This window comes from Massilia sp. TWP1-3-3 (assembly GCF_049897805.1).
In the GTDB taxonomy this organism is placed as follows: domain Bacteria; phylum Pseudomonadota; class Gammaproteobacteria; order Burkholderiales; family Burkholderiaceae_D; genus Telluria_A.
Window position 1 is genome coordinate 143,046 of the sequence record NZ_JAFCWX010000012.1, and the last position, 20,945, is coordinate 163,990.

2 protein-coding genes are annotated in these 20,945 nt (G+C 67.1%); both read left to right on the forward strand.

The genetic code is table 11. The features are described 5' to 3' along the window. Positions 1-16 precede the first annotated feature (16 nt). Positions 17-1,090 (forward strand): leukotoxin LktA family filamentous adhesin, encoded by a 1,074-nt coding sequence (locus ACP7D4_RS14590; protein ID WP_426209752.1) that lies wholly within the window; start codon positions 17-19, stop codon positions 1,088-1,090. 554 nt (positions 1,091-1,644) lie between these two features. Then, a complete protein-coding gene (locus ACP7D4_RS14595; protein ID WP_426209754.1) occupies positions 1,645-20,943 on the forward strand; it encodes a beta strand repeat-containing protein in 19,299 nt (6,432 codons plus the stop codon). The last annotated feature ends 2 nt before the right edge of the window (positions 20,944-20,945 follow it).

Here is a 20,945-nt window from a genome sequence, read left to right on the forward strand (position 1 = left end):
TTTACAGGAACGCCCCATGTCCATCTTGTCGAAGACTCTCCAAGCCGCAAACCCACGTCGCTGGCAGCTGTACCGCGCCCGGCCGTCGGCGCTGTTCATGGCCTTGCTGACAGTATTCGGCAATTCGATTGGCATGGCGTACGCGCAAAACACCATCGTGCCCAAGGGGACCACGGCCACCCAGCTGACCGTGACCGGCAACGTGACCAACATCACCACCGGCACCATCCACGGCAAGACGGCGCTCAATGCCTTCAACCTGTTCCAGGTGGGGCAAAACAATACGGTCAACCTGGTGGTGCCCACCAATGCGACCCACCTGGTCAACCTGGTCACGAACGCCCCGGTCCAGGTCAACGGCATCGTCAACAGCCTGAAGGATGGACGCATCGGCGGCAATGTCGTGTTTGCCGATCCGTACGGCATGATCGTCGGCGCTTCCGGCGCGCTGAACGTGGGCAGCCTGCTGGTGACGACACCGAGCCGCCAGTTCCTTGACGGCGTGATCGGCACCGATGGCAGCATCGACGCGCTGGCCGTCAGCACGCTGGTCAGCGGCAACGCACCGGCCTCCGGCCTGGGCGCGATCCGCATCGATGGCCAGGTCAATGCACGCGACATGATCCGCCTGCAAGGCGCGGCGGTTTTCATCAACGGCGCCTTGCGCGCCGGCGCCGAAGTGGCGCACCAGAGCGCCTTCCTGGGCGCCGTCAACAGCACCGGCATCGACGCCGGCGTGGCGCTGGTCGAGACGGCTGGCGTGATCGAAATCCAGGCCAGCGGCAGCGTGGCGCTGGCCTTGCCGTCGCGGTCGACGGCAAGGCCGGCATGGCCGGCAAGATCACCGTGCGCGCGGACCAGGATATTGACGTCGCGAGCGGGGCGCTGGTGTCGGCGCGCGGCCTGGGTCTGGACGCCAACGGCGGCAACATCGTCGTGTTCGCGCAGAACAATGCCACGCTGGCGGGCGGCGCCACCATCGACGCGGGTGCCGGCGCCACCGGCGACGGCGGCTTTCTCGAGTTCAGCGCCAAGAAGGATCTGGCGATTCGCGGCGGCAAGCTGGCCGCAGGCGCGCTCGGCGGCCTAGGCGGGACCATCCTGATCGATCCGGAAAACCTGCTGTACGAGGGCGCCGGCTTTGACGACTTCAACGGCAACTCCGGCGTCAATTATGTGCTCCAGGCCGACAAATCGATCGTGCTCAAGAACGTGTTTATCTCCACGCGGCGCCTGGCGGGCAACGCCACACCGGATCGCGGCAACGTGATGAGTGCACTCTCGTCGCAGGCATCGGGAAACATCACGCTAACCGCGCCTTCCATCACGCTCAAGGACAGCACGCTGGTGGCCAATTCGGGCGACAAAGCCACCACCACGTCCGGCGTGGTCTTGCTCAAGGCTGAAGCGAGCAAAACTGCGCTCCAGCTGGGCCTGGTGGACTTGGGAACCGGCATCACGCTCGAGAACTCGACCATCAAGGGCGACTCGGTTGAACTGTCCGCCAAGACCACCGTCGACAGCCGCCACGTGTATGTGGGCGACTCGGTAGTCGGGCTGGCGCAGGGCCTGGCCCGTACCGGCGCATCGGCTATCCTGAAAGTGTCCGGCGTGCCGCTTGACGCTGAGCTGATCTAATCGGACGTGCGCGCCGACGCCACGGTGCGCATCGGCACGGGCAGCGTGCTGGAGGCGCGCAGCAAGGTATTGTTGAGCGCCGCCACGCTGACCCAGGCCGGCATCGAACAGGCCGCGCCCGCCAGCGGCTCGACCGGCTCGTCCTCGTTCGGCATTGGCGCCGCCTATGTCAGCAACCAGTCCAAGGCCCAGGTCATCGTCGAAAGCGGCGCGCGCATCAAGGCGGCCGACCTGACCATCGATGCGCACAACCAGGCCAAGGTGGTAGCCCAGATCAAGGCGCCCCACGCCACCAAGCCGGACAACAACGACGTGTCGGTGGCGCTGTCCTACACCAAGGCCGAGATCGACGCCATCGCGCGCGTGGACGCCGGCGCCACGCTGGACGTGTCGGGCAAGCTGGCGCTGGGTGCCACCAACGCCGGCAGCTACACCAACAACGCGGAAGTGGAGACCGGCACCCAGGGCCTGGCCGCTGCCGCCGTCGCCTACGCGCTGCACAATTCGCACGCCGCCGCCACGCTGGGCGCCAACGTGGCCGACGCCAGCACGGTGTCGGTGATCGCCGTCAACGACGTACAAAAAGATATCGTGACGGCCAAGTCGTCGGTCGGCGCCTCCGGTACCGACGCCATCGCCAACCAGGCTGCCGCGCAAACCATCGGCAAGGCCGAAACCGCCATGTATGGCTTCCTTGGTCTTGGCAACATCATGCCGAGCAAGGACCTGGCGCCTGCCAGCGCCCAGGAATCGAACGCGTTCCGCCTGGGCGGCGCGATTGCCATGTCCACCAGCCGTCACACGGCGGACGCGGTGATCGGCAACGGCAGCGTGGTGCACGCCACCGGTTCGATCGCCGTGGCCAGCCGCCTGCTGGCGGCCGACGTCAAGATCAGCGCCACCTCGGCGGCCGTTTCGCAGTCGGCGGCCAAGGAGTCCGGCGGCGCCAAGAGTGCGTTTTCGGCCGGCCTGTCGTTTGGCAACTTCACTCATGAAGCGAACGCCACGGTGGGCGAAAACGCGCTGCTGACGGCGCCGCGCATTGGCGTTTCCGCCAATACCCTGGTGCCGATCCGCCCAAGTTCGTTCTTCGATCCGGTCGCCACGCTGGAACCGTTTACCCGCTGGACCACCTGGGAAAACCTGCGCACTACCTACGTCAACCTGGACCTGACGACCGACGTCTTCAACGGCCAGTCCTCGGCCAAGGCCAGCGGCGACGGCAGCGAAGACGCCAAAGGCATCTACGGTTCGCTCAACCTGCTGACCTTTAACGACCATGCGCGCAGCGAAGTAATGGCCGGCGCCCGGCTCAATGTGAGCGGCATGTACAACACGGCAGTCGCGCCGTGGAGCGCGAGCATCAAGGTCGACCCGGCCCGTCCCGAGCAAAAATTCGACTTCACCCAGGCCGTGACGGTACGCGCCGACTACGACGCCACCTACCTGTTCATGGCCGGCCGCCTGCCGGGCGGCAGCAGCGCCACGGGCCTGGGCGCCTCGATCGGCCAGACTACGCTCAACAACACGACCGCTGCGGTGATCCGCGAAGGCGTCGTGATCGAAGGCATCAAGGAATCGGCCAGCGGCACGCCGGGTACGCGCACCTGGAGCGTGGACGAGCGCGGCGCCGCCGACAGCGTTGCGGTGCAGGCAACCAGCAAGGAGCGCATCATTTCGCTGGCCATGGCCGGCGGCGGCGGCGCCACCTTCGGCTTGAACGGTACGCTGGTGATGAGCGAAGTCAACAGCAATGCGCTGGCGCTGGTGGACGATGAAGCGACCATTCGCAGCAAGGCCTTGACGCTGTCCTCCAGCGTGGAACCGGTGCTGTGGACCGCTGGTGGAGGCTTGAGCCACGCCTCCACCGCCAGCGTTGGCGTGGGCATCGCGATCAACCGCGTGGACACCAGTTCGCGCGCCGAAGTCGCCGACAACGACAGTACCGCCGTCAACGCGCCGCGCGCCAGCACGCGCAACGTGACCGGCGCCGCGCTGGCCGTGCGCGCACTCGCGGTCGAGGCGCGCAGCGGCGGCGCCGTCAACGCGCTGGCGATCGCCGGCAGCGTGGCCAAGAACAGCAGCGACCCGAAGCCGGGCATCATCGACAAGATCAAGGAAAAATACAATTACGTGCTCGACAACACGGCGGACGCGGTCAACAAGCTGACGCTGACCGACGCGCCGGCCAAGCCGGCCGGGGCCCAGAAGAGCAAGGAAGAGCCGAGCTTCGCCTTTGCGGGCGCGGGCAGTGCATCGGCCAACGCGGCCAAGATGCGCACCAGCGCCCTGGTGGCCAACGTCAACCTCGACCAGGCTTCCACCACGCCAGCGCCTGGGCCAGCCTCGCTGGTGGTGCGCGCCGTGTCCGACGCCGACGTGCTGGCCGCCAGCGGCTCGGCCGCGCTGGCCCTGGGTGGCGCCACCTCGAACACCAGCAGCAGCGCCATTGCCGGCGCGGTTGCCGTCAACCAGGTCGGCAACGGCACCAGCGCGCTGTTGAAGAACACCCACGTCACGGGCGCCGGCGACGTCAAGATCCAGGCCTTGACCGGCGGCGAGCAGCTGGCCATCGCGCTGGCCATGGCGGTCAACAGCAGCAGCAAGGAAACCACCACATCCAACCAGCTGGTGGGCTCCATCTCGATCACGACCTCGCTCTACGACGACGCCGACAAGAGCATGAATTTCGCGCACGCGGGCGTGGCCGACGCCAGCATCGAAGCGGACGACAGCGCCCCCGCCAACGCTGAAGTGACCGCCTACAACCGCAGCTTTATCGGCACCGGCGGCGGCTCGCTGGCAGTCAAGATCTCCCGCAACGCGGAGGAAAAAGGCGTGGCCGCCGGTCTGGCCGTCAGTTTTGCCAACGTCAGCGCGGACGTCAGCAGCACCATCGATCACGCCACTGTCAAGAACTTCAAGCAGCTTGACGTCAAAGCGTTCAACGCCACGGAAATTGCCAGTGGCGCCGCCTTTATCGCCGCCTCCAACGCGCCCGATGGCAACAGCATTAGCGGCTCGACCGTCATTTCGATGGTCGACAGCACCACCCGCGCCACCATCGGCGGCGACTCCGACGTGGGCGTGACGGGCAACGTGACGGTGCTGGCCACCGATGCCGGCGCGAACGAAGCCTACGAACTGCTGATCAACCCTGACGGCAAGCGCAAAAACGCGGTCAAGGGGCTGGACTATTGCGGCGGCCAGACCAGCGCCGTCGTCACCCCGGCCGGCAGCTGTATCACCGCGGTTGCAGGCAATGTGATGCTCACCGGCGGCAACAACATGGGCGCATCGGCCGGCTACAGCCAGATCAAGAGCGAACTGCGCGCCAGCATCGACAACGCCAGCGTGACGGCCAGCGGCCCCGGCGCCGGCATTGACGTGGCGGCCAGTTCGACGGCGCGCCTGACCACGATTGCGGCGGGCGTGGGCGTGTCCAAGAAAGCGGCCGGCACCGGCTCGTTCTCGGTCAACTACATCGACCAGAACGTCACGGCCAGCGTCGGCAATGCGGGTGCGGGCGCCAGCAACACGGCCAATACGACGCTGGTGGCCGACAATGTGCACGTCGGCGCGTCCGACAAATCCGTCATTGCCACCATGGCCGGCGCAATCGCACTGGGCAAGGAGAACGCGGTGGGCGGCGCCCTGACGCTCAACGACAGTTCCGGCGACGTGCTGGCCAAAGTCGATCACGCCACCATCCACGCGGCCAAGGCGCTTGCCGTCAACGCGGACTCCGGGGCGGACATCAAGTCGCTGGCCGTCAGCGGCGTGGGTTCCAGCGGCGACGCCGTGGGCGCCGCACTGGCGCTCAATTTCATCGCCAACCAGACCGATGCCACGGTCGGCCACAGCGCGCTCGACAGCGGCACTGCAGGCGGCGCTTCAAGTGGAAACGCGGTGACCATCAGCGCGGCCGACAAGTCGGCCATTTTGTCGGGCAGCGGCGCGGCCGTGCTGGGCATGAAGTCCGGCGTGGGCGGCGCCTTTTCGTTCAACAGCATCGACAACGGCGCGCGCGCCACGCTCGACGCCTCCAGCGTAACGCAGGCCAATACGCTCAGCGTGACCGGCGCGCTCGACTCGAACATTCGCAGCGCCGCGATCTCGGTCGGCGTGGGCGTCAAGGATCTTGGCGTATCCGGCTCGGTCACGCTGAACTGGATCGGCACCGGCTCCGGCAACGTAGCCGGCGCCGCCATTACCGCTTCGGACCTTACGTTGACGGGCGCCAGCGCCACCACCACCATCAAGGCCACGGACGAATCGCGCATTGAATCGCTGGCCGGCGCGGTCGCCGGCGGCAAGGACGCCGGCATCGGCGCCGCCGTGGCCGACAACAAGATCGCCACTGCCGTCACCGCCCGCGTCGACGACAGCGCCGTGCATGGCGCGCGCGCAGTAACTGTCGCCGGCGAGAGCACGGCGGCGATCACGTCGGGCTCGGTCGCCGGAGCACTCGGCGGCAACGGCGGCCTGGGCGGCTCGGCTTCGAGCAACCGCATCGACAACCAGACCTTCGCCACGCTCTCGAACGCGCAGGTCGATGGCGGCAACGCCACCGTGCGCGTCACCGCGCATGACGCGGCGAGCATCGATTCGCTGGCCGGCACTGCGGCGGCGGGCGGCACCGCCGCCGTGGGCGCGGCGCTGGCCGTCAACCTGATCGGCGTCACGCCCGGCCATGCGCATACGGCGCAGGCCAGCGTCACCGGCAAAAAGAGCAGCAGCGCGGGCCTGGCGGTCAAGGACTTGCTGGTCTCGGCCGACTCGGCAAGCACCATCAATACCAAGGCTGCCGCCGGCGCGGCGGCCGGCACCGGCGCGCTTGCAGGTTCCGTGGTCACCAACATCGTGGCCAAGAACGCCAAGGCCTTCATCAGCGACGGCGCCAAGGTCAGCGCCGCCAACAATATCGGCGTGCTGGCCTTTAACAATGACCAGGCGTCGGTCTTTGCCGGCGCCATTGCGGTCGGCGGCAACGGCAGCCTGGGCGTGTCGGCGGTATTTAACCAGATGGATGGCGTTACCAGCGCCGCCGTGACGGGCGCGGCAACCGAAGTGGACGCGCGCGGCGCCGACGCCGGCAAGACGGTGGAAGTCAATAGCGGCGAACTGGCCAGCGCACCGGACGTGGGCAGCATCGGCGCGCCGCGCACCAGCGCCTTCAACCTGGATGAAACCAAGTTGCAGGTACGGGGCCTGGCCGTCAACGCCGCGGCGCACCAGAGCGTCAACAACATTGCCGCCACCTTGTCGGTCAGCGGCGGTGGCTCGGTCGCCATGGTGCCCGTGATTAATCTGATGGGCGGCGAGACGGCGGCCTTCATCACCGACGCCAAAGTCAATACGGGCAGTCCCGTGGCGCTGGCTGGCGCCGACGTCAACGTGCTCGCCTCCAGCCACGGCTACGCGGGCAATTTCGCAGCCGGCGGCTCGGGCGGCGTGGGCGCCGCCACCGGTGCGGCCACGGCCAACAAGACCAGCCGCAGCACCCAGGCCTATGTGAAAGACGCCACCATCGGCGTGGCCGCCGTGCGCGACGTGGCCGGCGCGCCCGTCGGCACCCCGATCTACCCGACCAATCCCGGCGCCACCGACGGCGACACCGTATTCCCAATCTTGACCACCACCACGCACACGCTCACGCTCGCCCCGAGCGTGGGCGCGGTCACGGTGCAAGCGCGCGCCTCGCAAAGCGCGGTCGACATCGTGGGCGGCTTTGCGGTCGGCGGCGCGGGGCTGGCAGCCACTGGCGCCGTCACCATTTTCGGCAGCACCACCGATGCCTTCCTCGAAGGCGGGCAGGTCGTCGCCGGCAAACTGGCGGTCGACGCCAAGAGCCGCAGCGCCTACAACTCGCTGGCGCTGACCGGCGCCGGCGGCGGCGTGGGCGTTGGCGCAGCATTTGGCGTGGGCATCAGCGACAGCACCACGCGCGCCTGGGTCGGCGTGAAAAACGCGACCACGCGCAGCACGGCGCTGATGCTGGGCGGCGACCTGGCAGTTGCGGCGCTGACCGACAACACCTTTAACAGCGCCGTGCTGAGCGGCTCGGCCGCCGGGCTTGCCGCGGTGGCGGGCAGCGTCGACGTCACCCTGGTCAAGAACCGCACCGAAGCGGGCGTCTACCACGTCGCCATGAGCGAGCAGGCACCAGCCACGGTGGTGCAGCCGGTCACGTCGGCCATGCTGGCCGAGCCGGCGCCGGGCACCGGTTTTACGCGCACCATCACCACCGACCGCACTGGGTCGGGCCGCCTGGCCGCAGGGCCGGGCGCGGTCTCGGTCACGGCCACGGAAACCATGACGATCAAGCCGAACATCGGCGCGGCCAGCGTGTCGGCCACCCTTGGCGCCGGCGCCTCGGCCAATGTGGTAATCGTTAAGAGCGCGGTGACTAGTGAAATCATCGACAGCGCGATTGTCTCCTCAGGCACCGTCAAGGTCGACGCCAGCAGCACCAAGACGATCGACATGGCGGCGCGCACGGTGGCCGGCGGCGGCAGCGTCGGCATCGGCGGCTCGCTCGGCCTGATCGTACTGGGCAGCGGCAATACGGGCGGCGCCAACAGCGAACTGGACAAGGATGGTAACGGCACCTTGAGCCAGGTCAGCACCTTTGCCAGCACGCCCTCCTCGCAAGAGCGCGGCGGCGATCCGGCCCAGCGCAGCGGACCGGGTTATGACGTCAAGGCCAGTGTCAACGACACCAAGGCCGATGCCGTCACCGCCCGCATCGTGGGCGGCGTGGTCAATGCGAATGCGGTCGTGGTCAAGGCCAACGCCCTGACCTCGACCAAGATCGTGTCGGGCGCGGCCACCGTGGGCGGCCTGCTCGGCGCCGGCGGCGCGGTCGGCGTGGCGCGCGTCTACAGCACGGTCGACGCTTCGCTCACGCAAGCGAGCGTCACGGCCGCGAAGATCGACGTCACGGCCTTCACCGGCGACGGCGCGGCCGGTGGGGCGGCGCGCGTAACCACCGTGGCGGGTGCGGCCGGCCTGGTGGGCCTGGGCGCAGCAGTGTCCGACGCAAAAATCGAAAACAGCGTCAGCGCCAAGGCTGACGGCAACTTCACCGGCAACGGCAGCAATGCCATGACGGTGCTCGCCAGCGACGATTCGACCGTTGCCGCCGACGGCCTGGGCGCGGCGGTTGGCGCAGCCGCTGTCGGCGTGGTCATCAGCACGGCCGACAAGGGCAGCGACGTGCGCAGCGAGGTAGGAGACAACACCAGCGTGGCCGGCTACAGCCAGCTGGCGGTCACGGCTGCTGCACAAAAGCGCGCCAACAATGACAAGACGGTGCAGGCCACTGCCGTGGGCGCTGCCGGCGGCTTGCTGCTGGCCGGCTCAGGCGCGCAGGCGAATGCCACCAATACCACCGGCGTGCGCGCGCTGGTTGGCAACAACGTCAAGCTGCCCGATGGGAATATCACCATCGCGGCAACCAATACCAGCAGCCAGCATGCCAAGGCCGAAGGCTATGCCGGCGCCGGTCTGTTCGCCGCCAGCGGTGCGGTGGCGCATGCGAGCTCGGGCCAGCAGGACGGTGCAAAAATGACGACCGTGGCCAGCATTGGCGACAACGCCAGCACCGGCAGCACGCGCAAAGGCTTCCTGTCCGTGATGGCCACCGGTGAAGACCTGACCACGTCCACGGCAATTGCCGCAGCCGGCGGCGTGGTGGCCGGCAATGCCTCGGTCGCGACCACGGCCGATTACGCCGACACCAGCGCCACGCTGGGCGCGGGCGGCAAGCTGCACACCAGTTCGCTGACGCTGGCTGCCAACCATATCGAAAGCCACCTGGCGCAAGCCAATTCGCTGAACGCCTCCGCATTTGGCGGCAGCGGCGCCAATACCACCAACAACGCCGGATCGACGGTCGCGGCGCGCATCGGCGCCGGCACCAGCATCGCGGCCACGAACGCAGTGCTGGTACGCGCCGACAATATGTTCTACACCGCCGCAGGCAACAACGAAAGCGCCTCTGGCGCCGGCGGCGGCGTGGCCAACGGCGCCGCGGCCGGCAGCAGCAGCACCATCGTGGCCGACACCAAGGTGGCGCTGGCCGACGACGTGAGCATCAGCAGCGGCCCGGGCACCGACGCCAATCCGTACAGCCTGGAAATTGTCGCCAGCAATCAGGTCAGCATGTCGGACAAGGTGGTCCTGAAAACCGGCGGCCTGCTGGCCGGCGCGGGGGTCAGTTCGGTCATCGTTGCCACGCTGGACAATGACGTGACGATCGGACGCGGCAACCAGCTCTCCAGTCTGGGCAGCCTGGGCATCGGTTCCTACACCAGCGCTGCGGCCAGCGCGGTGGCCCTGGTCGAAACCCACGGCCTGGCCGTGGTCGGCAGCGCGAACGCGCTCACTGACTTGGGCTCGACCCAGAACGTGACGATCAAGGGTAGTAGCGGCACCCGCAACACCTTGATCAGTTCGTTCGGCAATATTGACATTACGGCCGGCAATGATCCTACCGGCGCCTTTAACACGCTACTGACCGGTAACGCCAGCGGCCAAGCCTACGTCAACGGCCTGATCGCCGTGCCGAAAGCGTCGGCCACGACCAACTTGAGGAGCGACGCCAGCCTCGCCATCGACGCCGGCGCCACGGTGCAAAGCGCCCAAAACGCGACCATTGGCGCCTACCAGGGCCGCCCGATTGCGACCGCCAACGGCACCGGACGTGGTTTCGCGCTCGGCTTCATTCCCGTCACGGCCGGCAAGAGCACCGTGAGCACGCCGTCCAGCGCGCGCGTGGTGATGGATGGTACGGTCAACGCCGGCATCTATCACGACCTGACCATCGTGATTCCCGACTGTAAGGATGCGGGCATCTTTTGCAGCCAGATCAATATTTCGGCCGACAGTGCACCGACGACCGCCACTTTCGAGCGCTGGTTCGACAGCAGTGCCTATATCAAAGACAACTTCAAGGCGACCGCCGCGCGCGATACGATGCTCGCCGGCGTGTCGGCCACGCCGGTTGGCGCCGTCAAGCTCGGCGCGCTGTACGCCGCCGGCGGTACCGTTACCGTCAACGCCAGCGACTTGAGCGGCAGCGGGAAGCTCGTCTCGCATGGCGCACCGAAAATCGAAGTCATCAACTACAGCCCGAACTACCTGGTGGTCGGTTCCGCCACGATTCCCAATACCCCGGGCGGCCAGATCCTGTTCTCGGGCACCGCCGGGCGTGCCTCGGCGAGCAACATGACGCTGACCGAAACGGGCAAGGATGGCGCACCAGTCATCATCCTCGACAACCGCTTCGGCGCCACCGTGCAAAGCGACCTGTATGGCCCTGCAATGATGCTGATGGGTGCCGTCAACAATCTGGGCGGAGCAGTGCGCATCAGCAACCTGATGGGGTCGGTCGGCCAGACCGGCCAGATCCTTGGCCAGCAAGTGAACCTGACCGCGCCCAGGGGCGCGTACGCCGTCGACATGGCCGGCGACGAGCCGTTTTACGCAGGCGCGAATCCGTATGCCGAGTGGCAGAAGAGCATGATCTGGCCGGGCGGCAATCCATCGGTCGCCGCGCCGCGCCCCGACCTGGCCATCGCTTTCGTTGCCAGCTCCGAAAAAGGGGCGTGGAACTACAACTCCGACGACGCCTTCAACCGCAGCTTCGTGCACCAGGCCGGCGCCGCGCTGGGGAGCAACTACAGCGACATTTATTACGGCAGCGGCTTTCGCAACCAGGATTCGGCCGAGGTGGCCAATTCGCTCAGCCCGATCGGCCGGTCGATCCCCATTTCCGAACTGGAGAATTCTTACATTCCCATGGTCAAGCGTGAAACCTTGCACACCGAAATGGACTATAGCAAAGCTGACTTGACGGGCAGCGCGGCCAGCGCCAAGATTTTCGGCGGGACCGTCTCGATCACGGCCAAGTACATCGATGTCAACGGCGGCATCATCGCCGGCCAGCCGACCGACTGGTCGCTCGGGCTGGGCGGCAATTTGACAAACTTCCTCAACGAGTCGACGTATCGCTACTACGCCTTCGGGACCAGCCATTTAATCAAGATTCCGGATGAGTTAGTGAGCGGGCTGAAGGCGGGCGATAAAACCATCGGTGCTGAATTTAACGTCTTGACCAGGCAGATCACGGTCAAGAATGTGAGCGCGTCGTCGGGCGGCGGTTCGGTGTCCTTGAACGGCAATATCATCAGCACCAACAAGTTGGGCAACATTCACGTCAATGGCGGCTTCGGCAAAGTCAACGTGAGCAACGATACGCCATTTGCGCTGGTGATCCAGGATGTCAATGCGGGCAGTTCGGCCGTGATGGCGGGCGCCGTCGGCAAGATCGACATTACCAATACCGCGCTCGACGCGTCCAACAACCATTATTTGTATACCTACGACCCGGCCGTGGGCATGAAAATGTACCGCGGTGCGGCGTGGACCAAGGGACAGGACTTGGCCTATGTCGGCAGCAGCGCGTCGGCGTCGGCCGAGTTTGCGCCGGTCAAGAACATGCGCTGGGAGTGGAAACAGAATGCTTCGCTGGCGCGCACCATCGGGTATGTCAATGATGGCTGGGTTGTGACGGCGACCAACTGGCAATTTAACGGCGACCGCAATAATCCATGGTCTGCTCCCGAAGGCAAGCTGGTGCAGGGCGCGTCCGGCGCTGCCGACTTCATCCAGGATATTACCGGCTACAGTACCAAGCAGGGCACCTCGTTCGGCTATGGCGGCTGCGACGGCTACAACAATCACGGCGGTTGCAACTACGGCTTCCTGCAGACCGAACAATATTCAAACGGCATCTGGCGCGCGCGCTGGAACTACAATCACGTCAATACGGCCACGTTGCAAATGACCAGTTCGGTCAGGGCGGACAATCCGATCCGGATCGATTTTTCGGGCAACACGGTGGGCGAAGTCAACATCGCGTCGGCATACGCACCGGTCTATCTGGCCGGCGCCATCATCAATCCGGGCGGCGCGACCAGCATCTCGACCGGCGGCGCCTTGACCCAGGGCGCGCGCGGCACGCTCAGCACGCACGACCTGACGCTCAACGGCGGGGCCGGCGTGGGAACCGCCAGCAAGGCGATCAGCGCCAGCCTGTCGACTGGCGGCACGCTCAACGCCAGCACGGCCAACGGCGGCGTGTACCTGGACCTGGCGTCCGGTGCGCGCATCGGCCAGGTGAGCGCGGGCGGCAACAACGGTGTCAACGATGTCGTGATCCAGGCCAGCGGCACGCTGTCGGCCTTGCCGCTCGCTTCGGGCAGCGCGAATATCAGCGGCAGCAACATTACGCTGAGCAGCGAACTGGGCGCCGTGGGCGCGCTGAACGCGCCAATGGTCATCAACGCCAGGGGTAATCCCGGCATCAACGGTGCCATCGGCGGCGTCGTCAATGTCGGCGCGCTGCAAGACATCGGCCTGCGTCAGATCGGCGGCGACTTGCTGGTGGGGACGATTGCATCCAGAGGCAACGGCGACATCGGCATCGACGTGACCGCCGGGACCATGTACGATGCGCGCGGCCAGACCCCGGCCAGTACGCTGAGCAAGGAGCAGGTGCAAGATACCTGGAAGTCGCTCAAGCTGACGGCGGCGCTGGGCGCCGAGACCGGCACCGCCAACGACGCTTCGGTGCGCGCGCTGGCCGGCGCCGTCAGCCAGGAATACAAGAACTACTGGGGCTTGCGCAAGCGCGGCACGGTGGACGCGAACCACATGCTTACGCTGGACGCCGCCAACCTCGAAGCGCTGCGTGCCGCAGCGCCGGCGGGGGCGAGCGATGCCCAGGTGCAGGCCATGGCCAACGACATGTTCCAGGCCAGCCGCACCCGGCTGGCAGATTCGCTGGCCGACAACGGCAAGTACGGCAGCCAGTGGGAGTCGGCGCCTGATTTTAGCCAGCGCTACAACCTGGGCTTCGCCTTCCAGGCGTCGGCCGAGCAAATCGGCGCGCTGACCGCGCGCGCCCAGTGGGATGAAAACCAGCTGTCGTACTCGATCAGCAAGGCGGCGCTGGAACCGGCCGCGCAGCAGCAAGTGGGCGCGGCCAGCGCCAACATCGTCGGCCACGCGGTGACGATCAACACCAGCGCCGCCGTGGGCAAGCTGGCGCCGGCGGTGTACGTGTCGGTGGCAGACCTGCAAAGCGGCAATTTGCTCGACGTCCAGAAAGCGGCGCTGGGCATCGCCAAGGCGCCGGGCGACGTGCGGGTGCGCGGCAAGGATATGTACGGCAACGCCGCTGTTTACGACTTCGGCACGCTTCCCGGCGCGACCATGGACGGCTTCGAGATCGCCCAGATCTCGCCGCTGTTCATCGATGCGACCGCCGCCATTAACATCAATGCCAAGGCTGGCACCGTGTTCCTGCAGGGCACGGGCGTGAACCGCGACCTGAGCATCGACCACATCGTCGCCACCGGCGACGTGCGCCTGACTGCGCCCGAGAGCATCACCGCCGCCGGTAGCGGCGTGCAGATCGATACCAACGGCAACCTGCGCCTGTCGGCGGCCAGCGGCGACCTCGGTTCCGCGCTCAAGCCGCTGGTTTACCGCGCCGCCGGCATCTTACAAGTGGCCACCGCCGGCAATTCGGCGTACTTGACCACTTATACGGGCGACATGCGAATTGGCGCCCTGGCCGCCCGCAACACCGTCAGCCTGAATGCCACCGGCGGCAGCATCCTGGCCGATAACTTCAATGCCGGCCTGACTATCCAGGGACAGGACCTGGTGCTCAATGCGGCCGGCAGCCTCGGAGCGCCGACCAACCCGCTGCGCCTGAAAGTGAGCGGGCCCGCAGGCGTGGCCGGCAGCGTGAATGGCCATGCCGGCGACAGTATTTTTCTGTACAGCCCGCAGGCCGCTTCGATGCTGTCGATTGCCAAGCTGGACGCCAACAAGCGCATGCACGTGCAAGCCGAGGGCGACCTGAGCGCTGACGAATTGCACACCGGCGGCGCGCTCGTCGTCGAGGCGCGCGATGTAACGATTGATAACGCCACTGCGCGAACGATCAGCATCAATGCCAACGGTGACCTGGCGCTTGCCGGCGACCTGATCGCGAGCCAGACGCTGGACCTGGCAAGCGCCAGCCTGGCCATGGGCGCCGGCAGCGCCGCTGCGGCCGGTTCCGACGTCACCATCACCACCTTGCAGGGCGATGCGGCGCTGGCGACCGTGCGGGGCGCCAATGTCCGCATCGACGCTGCCGGGGGTATCGCGGCAGTGCGGGGTGGCGACAATGTCGTGGCAACGGCACCGTTTGGTGCGGTGACGCTGAACGCCGCCGCCATTGGCGACGGCGCGGCCCGCGTGCAGGTGGCAGCGCCCGATCTGTCGGCCAGGAGCCGCAGCGGCGACCTGTGGCTGGGCCTGAACGGCGACACCCGCGTCTCGTTGCTCGAGGCGGCGGGCGGGCAGATCGACGTGCTGGCCAACGCCAGCATCGACGCCCAGAAAATCGGCGGCCGCGCGGTCCAGGTGATGGCCGCCGGCACGCTGCATGCGGGATCGGTGTATGCCGGCAACGGCGCCCTGCGCCTGGGTGCAGGCGGTGCTGTTTCCGTCACTAACTTGAACGCTGCAGGCTCCGCCGTCATTGACAGCGGCCTGGGCACCTACCTCGACCAGGCCCTCGTTGGCGATACGCTGACCGTGAACGCGGGCGCGCAAGTGGCCATCACGAACGGCCGGGCCGGTGGAAATGTCATCCTCCGAGGCGACGGCGTCACGCTCGGCATGCTGGGCGCAGGTGCTGATGTGGCAATCGCGAGTGACGGCGCGCTGCGCGCCGATGAACTCGAGGCGGGCAAACAGATATCGCTCGACGTTGCCGGCGACGCCAACCTGATTGTGGCAAAGGCCGGGGACCGCTTCGACCTGCAAGCGAACAGCGCAACGTTCAAGCAGATCACGGCCAAGGGCGACGCCAGGCTGGCCGCCACCGGTGGCAATCTGAACGGCAAGGTGCTGGACAGCCGCGCGCTGACGGCGTCAGCCACGGGCGAAATCCGCCTCGACCAGGTCAAGGCACGCGGCAACGCCACACTCGCCAGCGGTGGCGAGTTGATCGTCGGTAAACTGGACGGGCTCGGCAACACGGAACTGCATGCGGGCAGCCATCCGGGCCTGGGATCCTTGAAAGCGGCAGGCGACCTGCTGGTCAATGCAACAGGCGTGGCCAGCATCGGGACCGCCAACGCAGGCGGCAAGCTTGACCTGTACGCCGGTGCGGCCGCTTTCGGCACCATCACTGTTGGTGGCAAGGCAAGCCTGATCACCATGGGCGGCAGCTTGAGCGGCAACACGCTCAACGTGCTGGACGACACATTCGTCCAGACCGGCACCGGCGCGACACTGCGAACAGTGCGGGTTGGTAATGCCGGCACCTTATCGGATCTGGACATCCGCAGCGGCGGCAAGCTGGCCATGACGGACGCTGCGGCAAGCCGGGATGCTTCCCTGCGCGCCGGCTCGCTTGCGCTTGGCAAGATTGCTACCGGACGCGACCTGCTGATTACGGCCGGCGGCGACGCTGACCTGACAACGGCCAATGCGGGACGCAACGTGCTCTGGCGTGCCAATGCAGCGACCTTCGACGCCATCACGGCAGGCGGCAACGCGGTGCTGACCACGGGCGGCGGCAAGCTGGCGGGCAACAACCTGAGCGCCGCTACACTGGCCGCCACGGCCGGCGGTGACGCCAGCCTGGTGAATGTCGCCATCGGCGGCACGGCGGAGATCAGCACCGGCGGCGCGCTGGACATCAATCAACTGACCGCACTGGGCGACACCAGCCTGGCTGCCGGTACCACGGCCACGCTGCAGACCGTCACGGTTGGCAACGCCGGCGCGCTGGCGGACCTGGCTGTCACCAGCGGGGGCGCGCTCGCGCTCAAGCGCGGCACGGCAAGCCGGGATGCTGCGCTACGTGGCCGCGCGATGGCGCTGGGCAGCATCGACACCGGGCGCGACCTGCTGATCGCGGCGACCGGCGCTGTGACGCTGGAGACGGCCACCGCCGGCGCCAACGTTGGCTTGCGCGCCGGGGCGGCGGCATTTAATACGATCACGGCTGGCGCCAACGCCAGCCTGGTCACGACCGTCGGCAACCTGACCGGCAAGCGCCTGAAGGCTGGCAGCGTGACGGCCTCGGTCAGTCAAGACGGCATGCTGGAGCGGGCAGACATTGGCAGCAGCACCGCCATTGCGGCGGGCGGCGCGCTGGACATTGTTTCGCTCGCATCGCTTGGCAATGCGGATTTGAGCGCCGGCGGCAGCGCTACGCTTGGCACGGTCCGGGTGGGCGAGACCGGCACCGCGTCCAGCCTGACCGTTGACAGCGGCGGCAAGCTGTCGCTGGATTTGGGGAACGCGAGCAGCGACGTGGCTTTGCGCGGCGCTTCGCTTGCGCTGGGCAGCGTCACGGCAGGGCGAGACATGCAACTCGATGCACGCGCCAGTGCCGTGGCAGGGCAGTTGGACGCCGGACGCAACTTGGTAGCAAGCGTGGCGGACGATGCCGCGCTGGCGCAGGTACGCACCGGTGGCACCACCAGCGTCATCACCGGCGATGCGCTGCAGATCGGCACGCTGGTCTCGAATGGTGACGCCAGCTTGGCATCAGGCACCATCGCCACGCTTGGCAACGTTGAAGTCGGCACGTCGGCTGCGCTGTCGAACCTGGTCGCTGCCAGCGGCGCGGATATGTCGCTGCATACCGCCAAGGTGAGCGGCGATGTTGCGCTGCGCGGCGCTTCGCTCGCGCTGGGCAGCGTCACGGCAGGACGCGACATGCAGCTCGCTGCGCGCGCCAATGTCGCGGCAACCCAGCTCGACGCAGGACGCAACATGCTCGCAACCGTGGCGGCCGATGCCGCGCTGAACCAGGTCAGCGTCGGCGGCACCACCAGCGTTACCACCGGCGGCGCGCTGGACATCGTCACGCTGGTCTCGATCGGCGACACTAGCCTGGCATCAGGCACCAGCGCTACGCTGGGCAATGTCGAAGTCGGCGATTCCGCTGCGCTGTCGAACCTGGTTGTTGCCAGCGGCGCCGATATGTCGCTGCACACTGCCAAGGTGAGCGGCGACGTGGCCTTGCGCGGTGCTTCTCTCGCGCTTGGCAGGGTCACGGCAGGAGGCGACATGCAACTCGGTGCGCGCGCCAATCTGAAAGCGGACCAGCTCGATGCGGCAGGCAATCTGCTGGCAACGGTGGGAGCCGATGCGGCGCTAAATCAGGTACGCTCCGGCGGCGCCACCAGCGTTGCCACTGGCGGCGCGCTGGATATCGCCACGCTGGTCTCGAGCGGCGACGCCAGCTTGGCATCAGGCACCAGCGCCACGCTTGGCAACATTGAAGTCGGCGACTCGGCTGCGTTGTCGAACCTGGTGGTTGCCAGCGGCACCGACATGTCGGTGCAAACTGCCAAGGCGAGCGGCAATGCTGCGCTGCGCGGCACTTCGCTCGTGCTGGGCAGCGTCACGGCAGGGCGCGACATGCAACTCGATGCACGCGCCAATCTGAAAGCGGACCAGCTCGATGCGGCAGGCAATCTGCTGACAACGGTGGGAGCCGATGCGGCGCTAAATCAGGTACGCTCCGGCGGCGCCACCCGCGTTGCCACTGGCGGCGCGCTGGATATCGTTGCGCTGGTCTCGAACGGCGACGCCAGCCTGACAGCAGGCACCAGCGCCACGGTTGGCCAAGTCGAAGTTGGCACGCCGGCTGCGTTGTCGAACCTGGTTGTTGCCAGCGGCGCCGACATGTCGGTGCAAACTGCCAAGGCGAGCGGCAATGCTGCGCTGCGCGGCACTTCGCTCGTGCTGGGCAGCGTCACTGCAGGGCGCGACATGCAACTCGACGCACGTACCAATCTGAAAGCAAGCCAGCTGGATGCCGCAGGCAATCTGCTGGCAACGGTGGCGGGCGACGCAGCACTGGCACAGGTACGCTCCGGCGGCACCACCAGCGTTGCCACCGGCGGCGCACTGGACATCGTCACGCTGGCGTCAGGTGGCGACGCCCGCCTGGCATCGGGCACCAGCGCCACGCTCGGCAATGTCGCAGTCGGCATGGCGGCTGCACTGTCGGACCTGGCCATTGTCAGCGGCGGCAAGCTGTCGTTGCAAACTGCCAAAGTGAGCCGTGACATGCAGATTGACACGGGCGGCAACATCGCCGCTGGACAGATCGACGTGGCACGCAAGCTGCGCTCGAACGCGGCGCTCGACACCGGCATGACGCGCGTGCAAGTTGGCGGCACGGCCGACATTGCCACTGGCGGCGCGCTGGCGATCGGTACGCTCGGCGCCGTCGGCGACACCAGCCTTGCCGCCGGTTCGACCGCTGCGCTTAGCGCCATCGCCGTCGGCCAGAACTTGACGGCGAAAAGCGGCGGCGACATGTCGCTCGACACCGTCAAGGCGGGCCTGGACGTTTCCCTGCGCAGCGCCGCCCTCACGGCCGGCAGTATCACGGCTGGGCGCACGCTGAAAGCCACCGCTTTGGCCGATGCACGCCTGGGCCAGGTGCAGGTGGGCGGCACCACCGCCATCGTCACCGGCGGCGCGCTCGACATCGTCAAGCTTGCGTCGCTCGGCGACACGCGGCTGGGCGCCGGCACGACCGCGCACCTGGGCACTGTCCGTGTCGGCGACGCCGGGCAGTTGTCGGACCTTGCGGTCACCAGCGTTGGCAACATGGCGCTCAACGATGGCACCGCAAGCCGCGACATCGACATCGATACCAGCGGCACGTTTGCCACCGAGTTACTTGGCGCCGGACGCGACCTGCGCATCCGCGCACTGGGCAACGCAACGCTGACCACGGCCAGTGCCGGCAAGGACCTGGACCTGCGCGCCAACGGCGCCAGTTTCGGCGCCATTACGGCAGGCGGCAATGCCCGCCTTGCGGCAACCGGCGGCAACCTGACGGGCAGCCTGCTGCGCGCCGATGCGCTGCAGGCCACGGCCGCGATTGACGCCACGCTCACGCAAGTGCAGATTGGCGGTGCGGCAGACGTCAAGACCGGCGCCGCCCTGCGCATCGGCACGCTGGACGCACTGGGCGCGACCAGTCTGGACGCCGGCACCAGCGCCACGCTGGGCAGCGTGAAGACCGGCGACGCCGGCCACCTTGCCAGCCTTGGCGTCACGGCAGGCACGCTGCTCACCGCCGGCACGCTGGACGCCAGCGGCGACGTGCAGCTGCATGCCAGCAGCATGGCGCTAGGGGCGGTGGCAGCGGGCGCCGACCTGGGCCTGCACACCGTCACCGGCGAGGCGGCCTACAACCGCCTGGCCGCCGGGCAGGATGTCACGGCGAAGATCGCCAGCCAGCTCAAGGGCGGCAGCGGCAGCGTGTTGACGGCTGCGCGCGACGTGCGCGTGGGCGCGGGCAGCTTCAGCTTCGACGAAGTGAACGCCGGGCGTGACGTCGTGATCGACCCGGTGGGCGACCTGCTTGGTAACCGGATCGGCGCGGGCGCGTCCATGTTCATCCGTTCCAGCGGCACCATCAATGCGGCGCGCCTGCAAGCGTATGACGCGATCGACTTCGAGGCTGAAAAAGGCATCAAGGTTGGATCGCTGCAGGCCGCGTCCATCACTGCCAGCACCGCAGGCAACCTGACCATGAACGCCGCCGTCAACTGGGGCAAGATGCGCCTGGGTGCCGGTTCCATGGACGTGAACATCGTCAGCCAGGGCGGTCCGAACCTGGAACTGGACGTGACGGGTTACCGCGGCGGGGTAGCCGACTACGTCAGGCTGAACATCGATGCGCAAAGCGGCACGACCTTCCCGCGCCTGCGCGCACGCAATGCCAGCATCACCAGCAATGCGGAGCGCAACACCATCGTGGCCGGCTATGTAAATGGCACGATGCGCTATGTGACGCCGTCGGGTGAGTTCTACATGAACAATGTGAACCCGACGTCGGTGGCCGGTGCCGTGGTGCAGATGTACCAGCCGGCGTTCGGTTTTGCGCTGGAACAGAACGGCGTGTACTACCAGACCGATGCCTACGTCACCCAATATGCACCGCAGTACCGGGTGATAGCGCCGAACCACCACGAAAGCCGTAGCTACAGCGGCATCATGGCCTTTGGCGCCAGCGCCGCGCGCGACATTGGCCGCATGCAGGAGACGCTGCGGCGCACTCCCGGCACGGCCCATGAGCCGGCGGCATCGTGCCCGGCGCCAGAGGCCAAGGACACCATCGATATCGAATCGGTGAATGCGGGCGTGAACTGGGGCATTGAACTGACATCCTTAATCAATACAGCAAACTAACA

Bases quoted from the DNA above. Each gene is read 5' to 3' on its own strand.
- ACP7D4_RS14590 (WP_426209752.1), top strand. From the start codon at position 17: ATGTCCATCTTGTCGAAGACTCTCCAAGCCGCAAACCCACGTCGCTGG.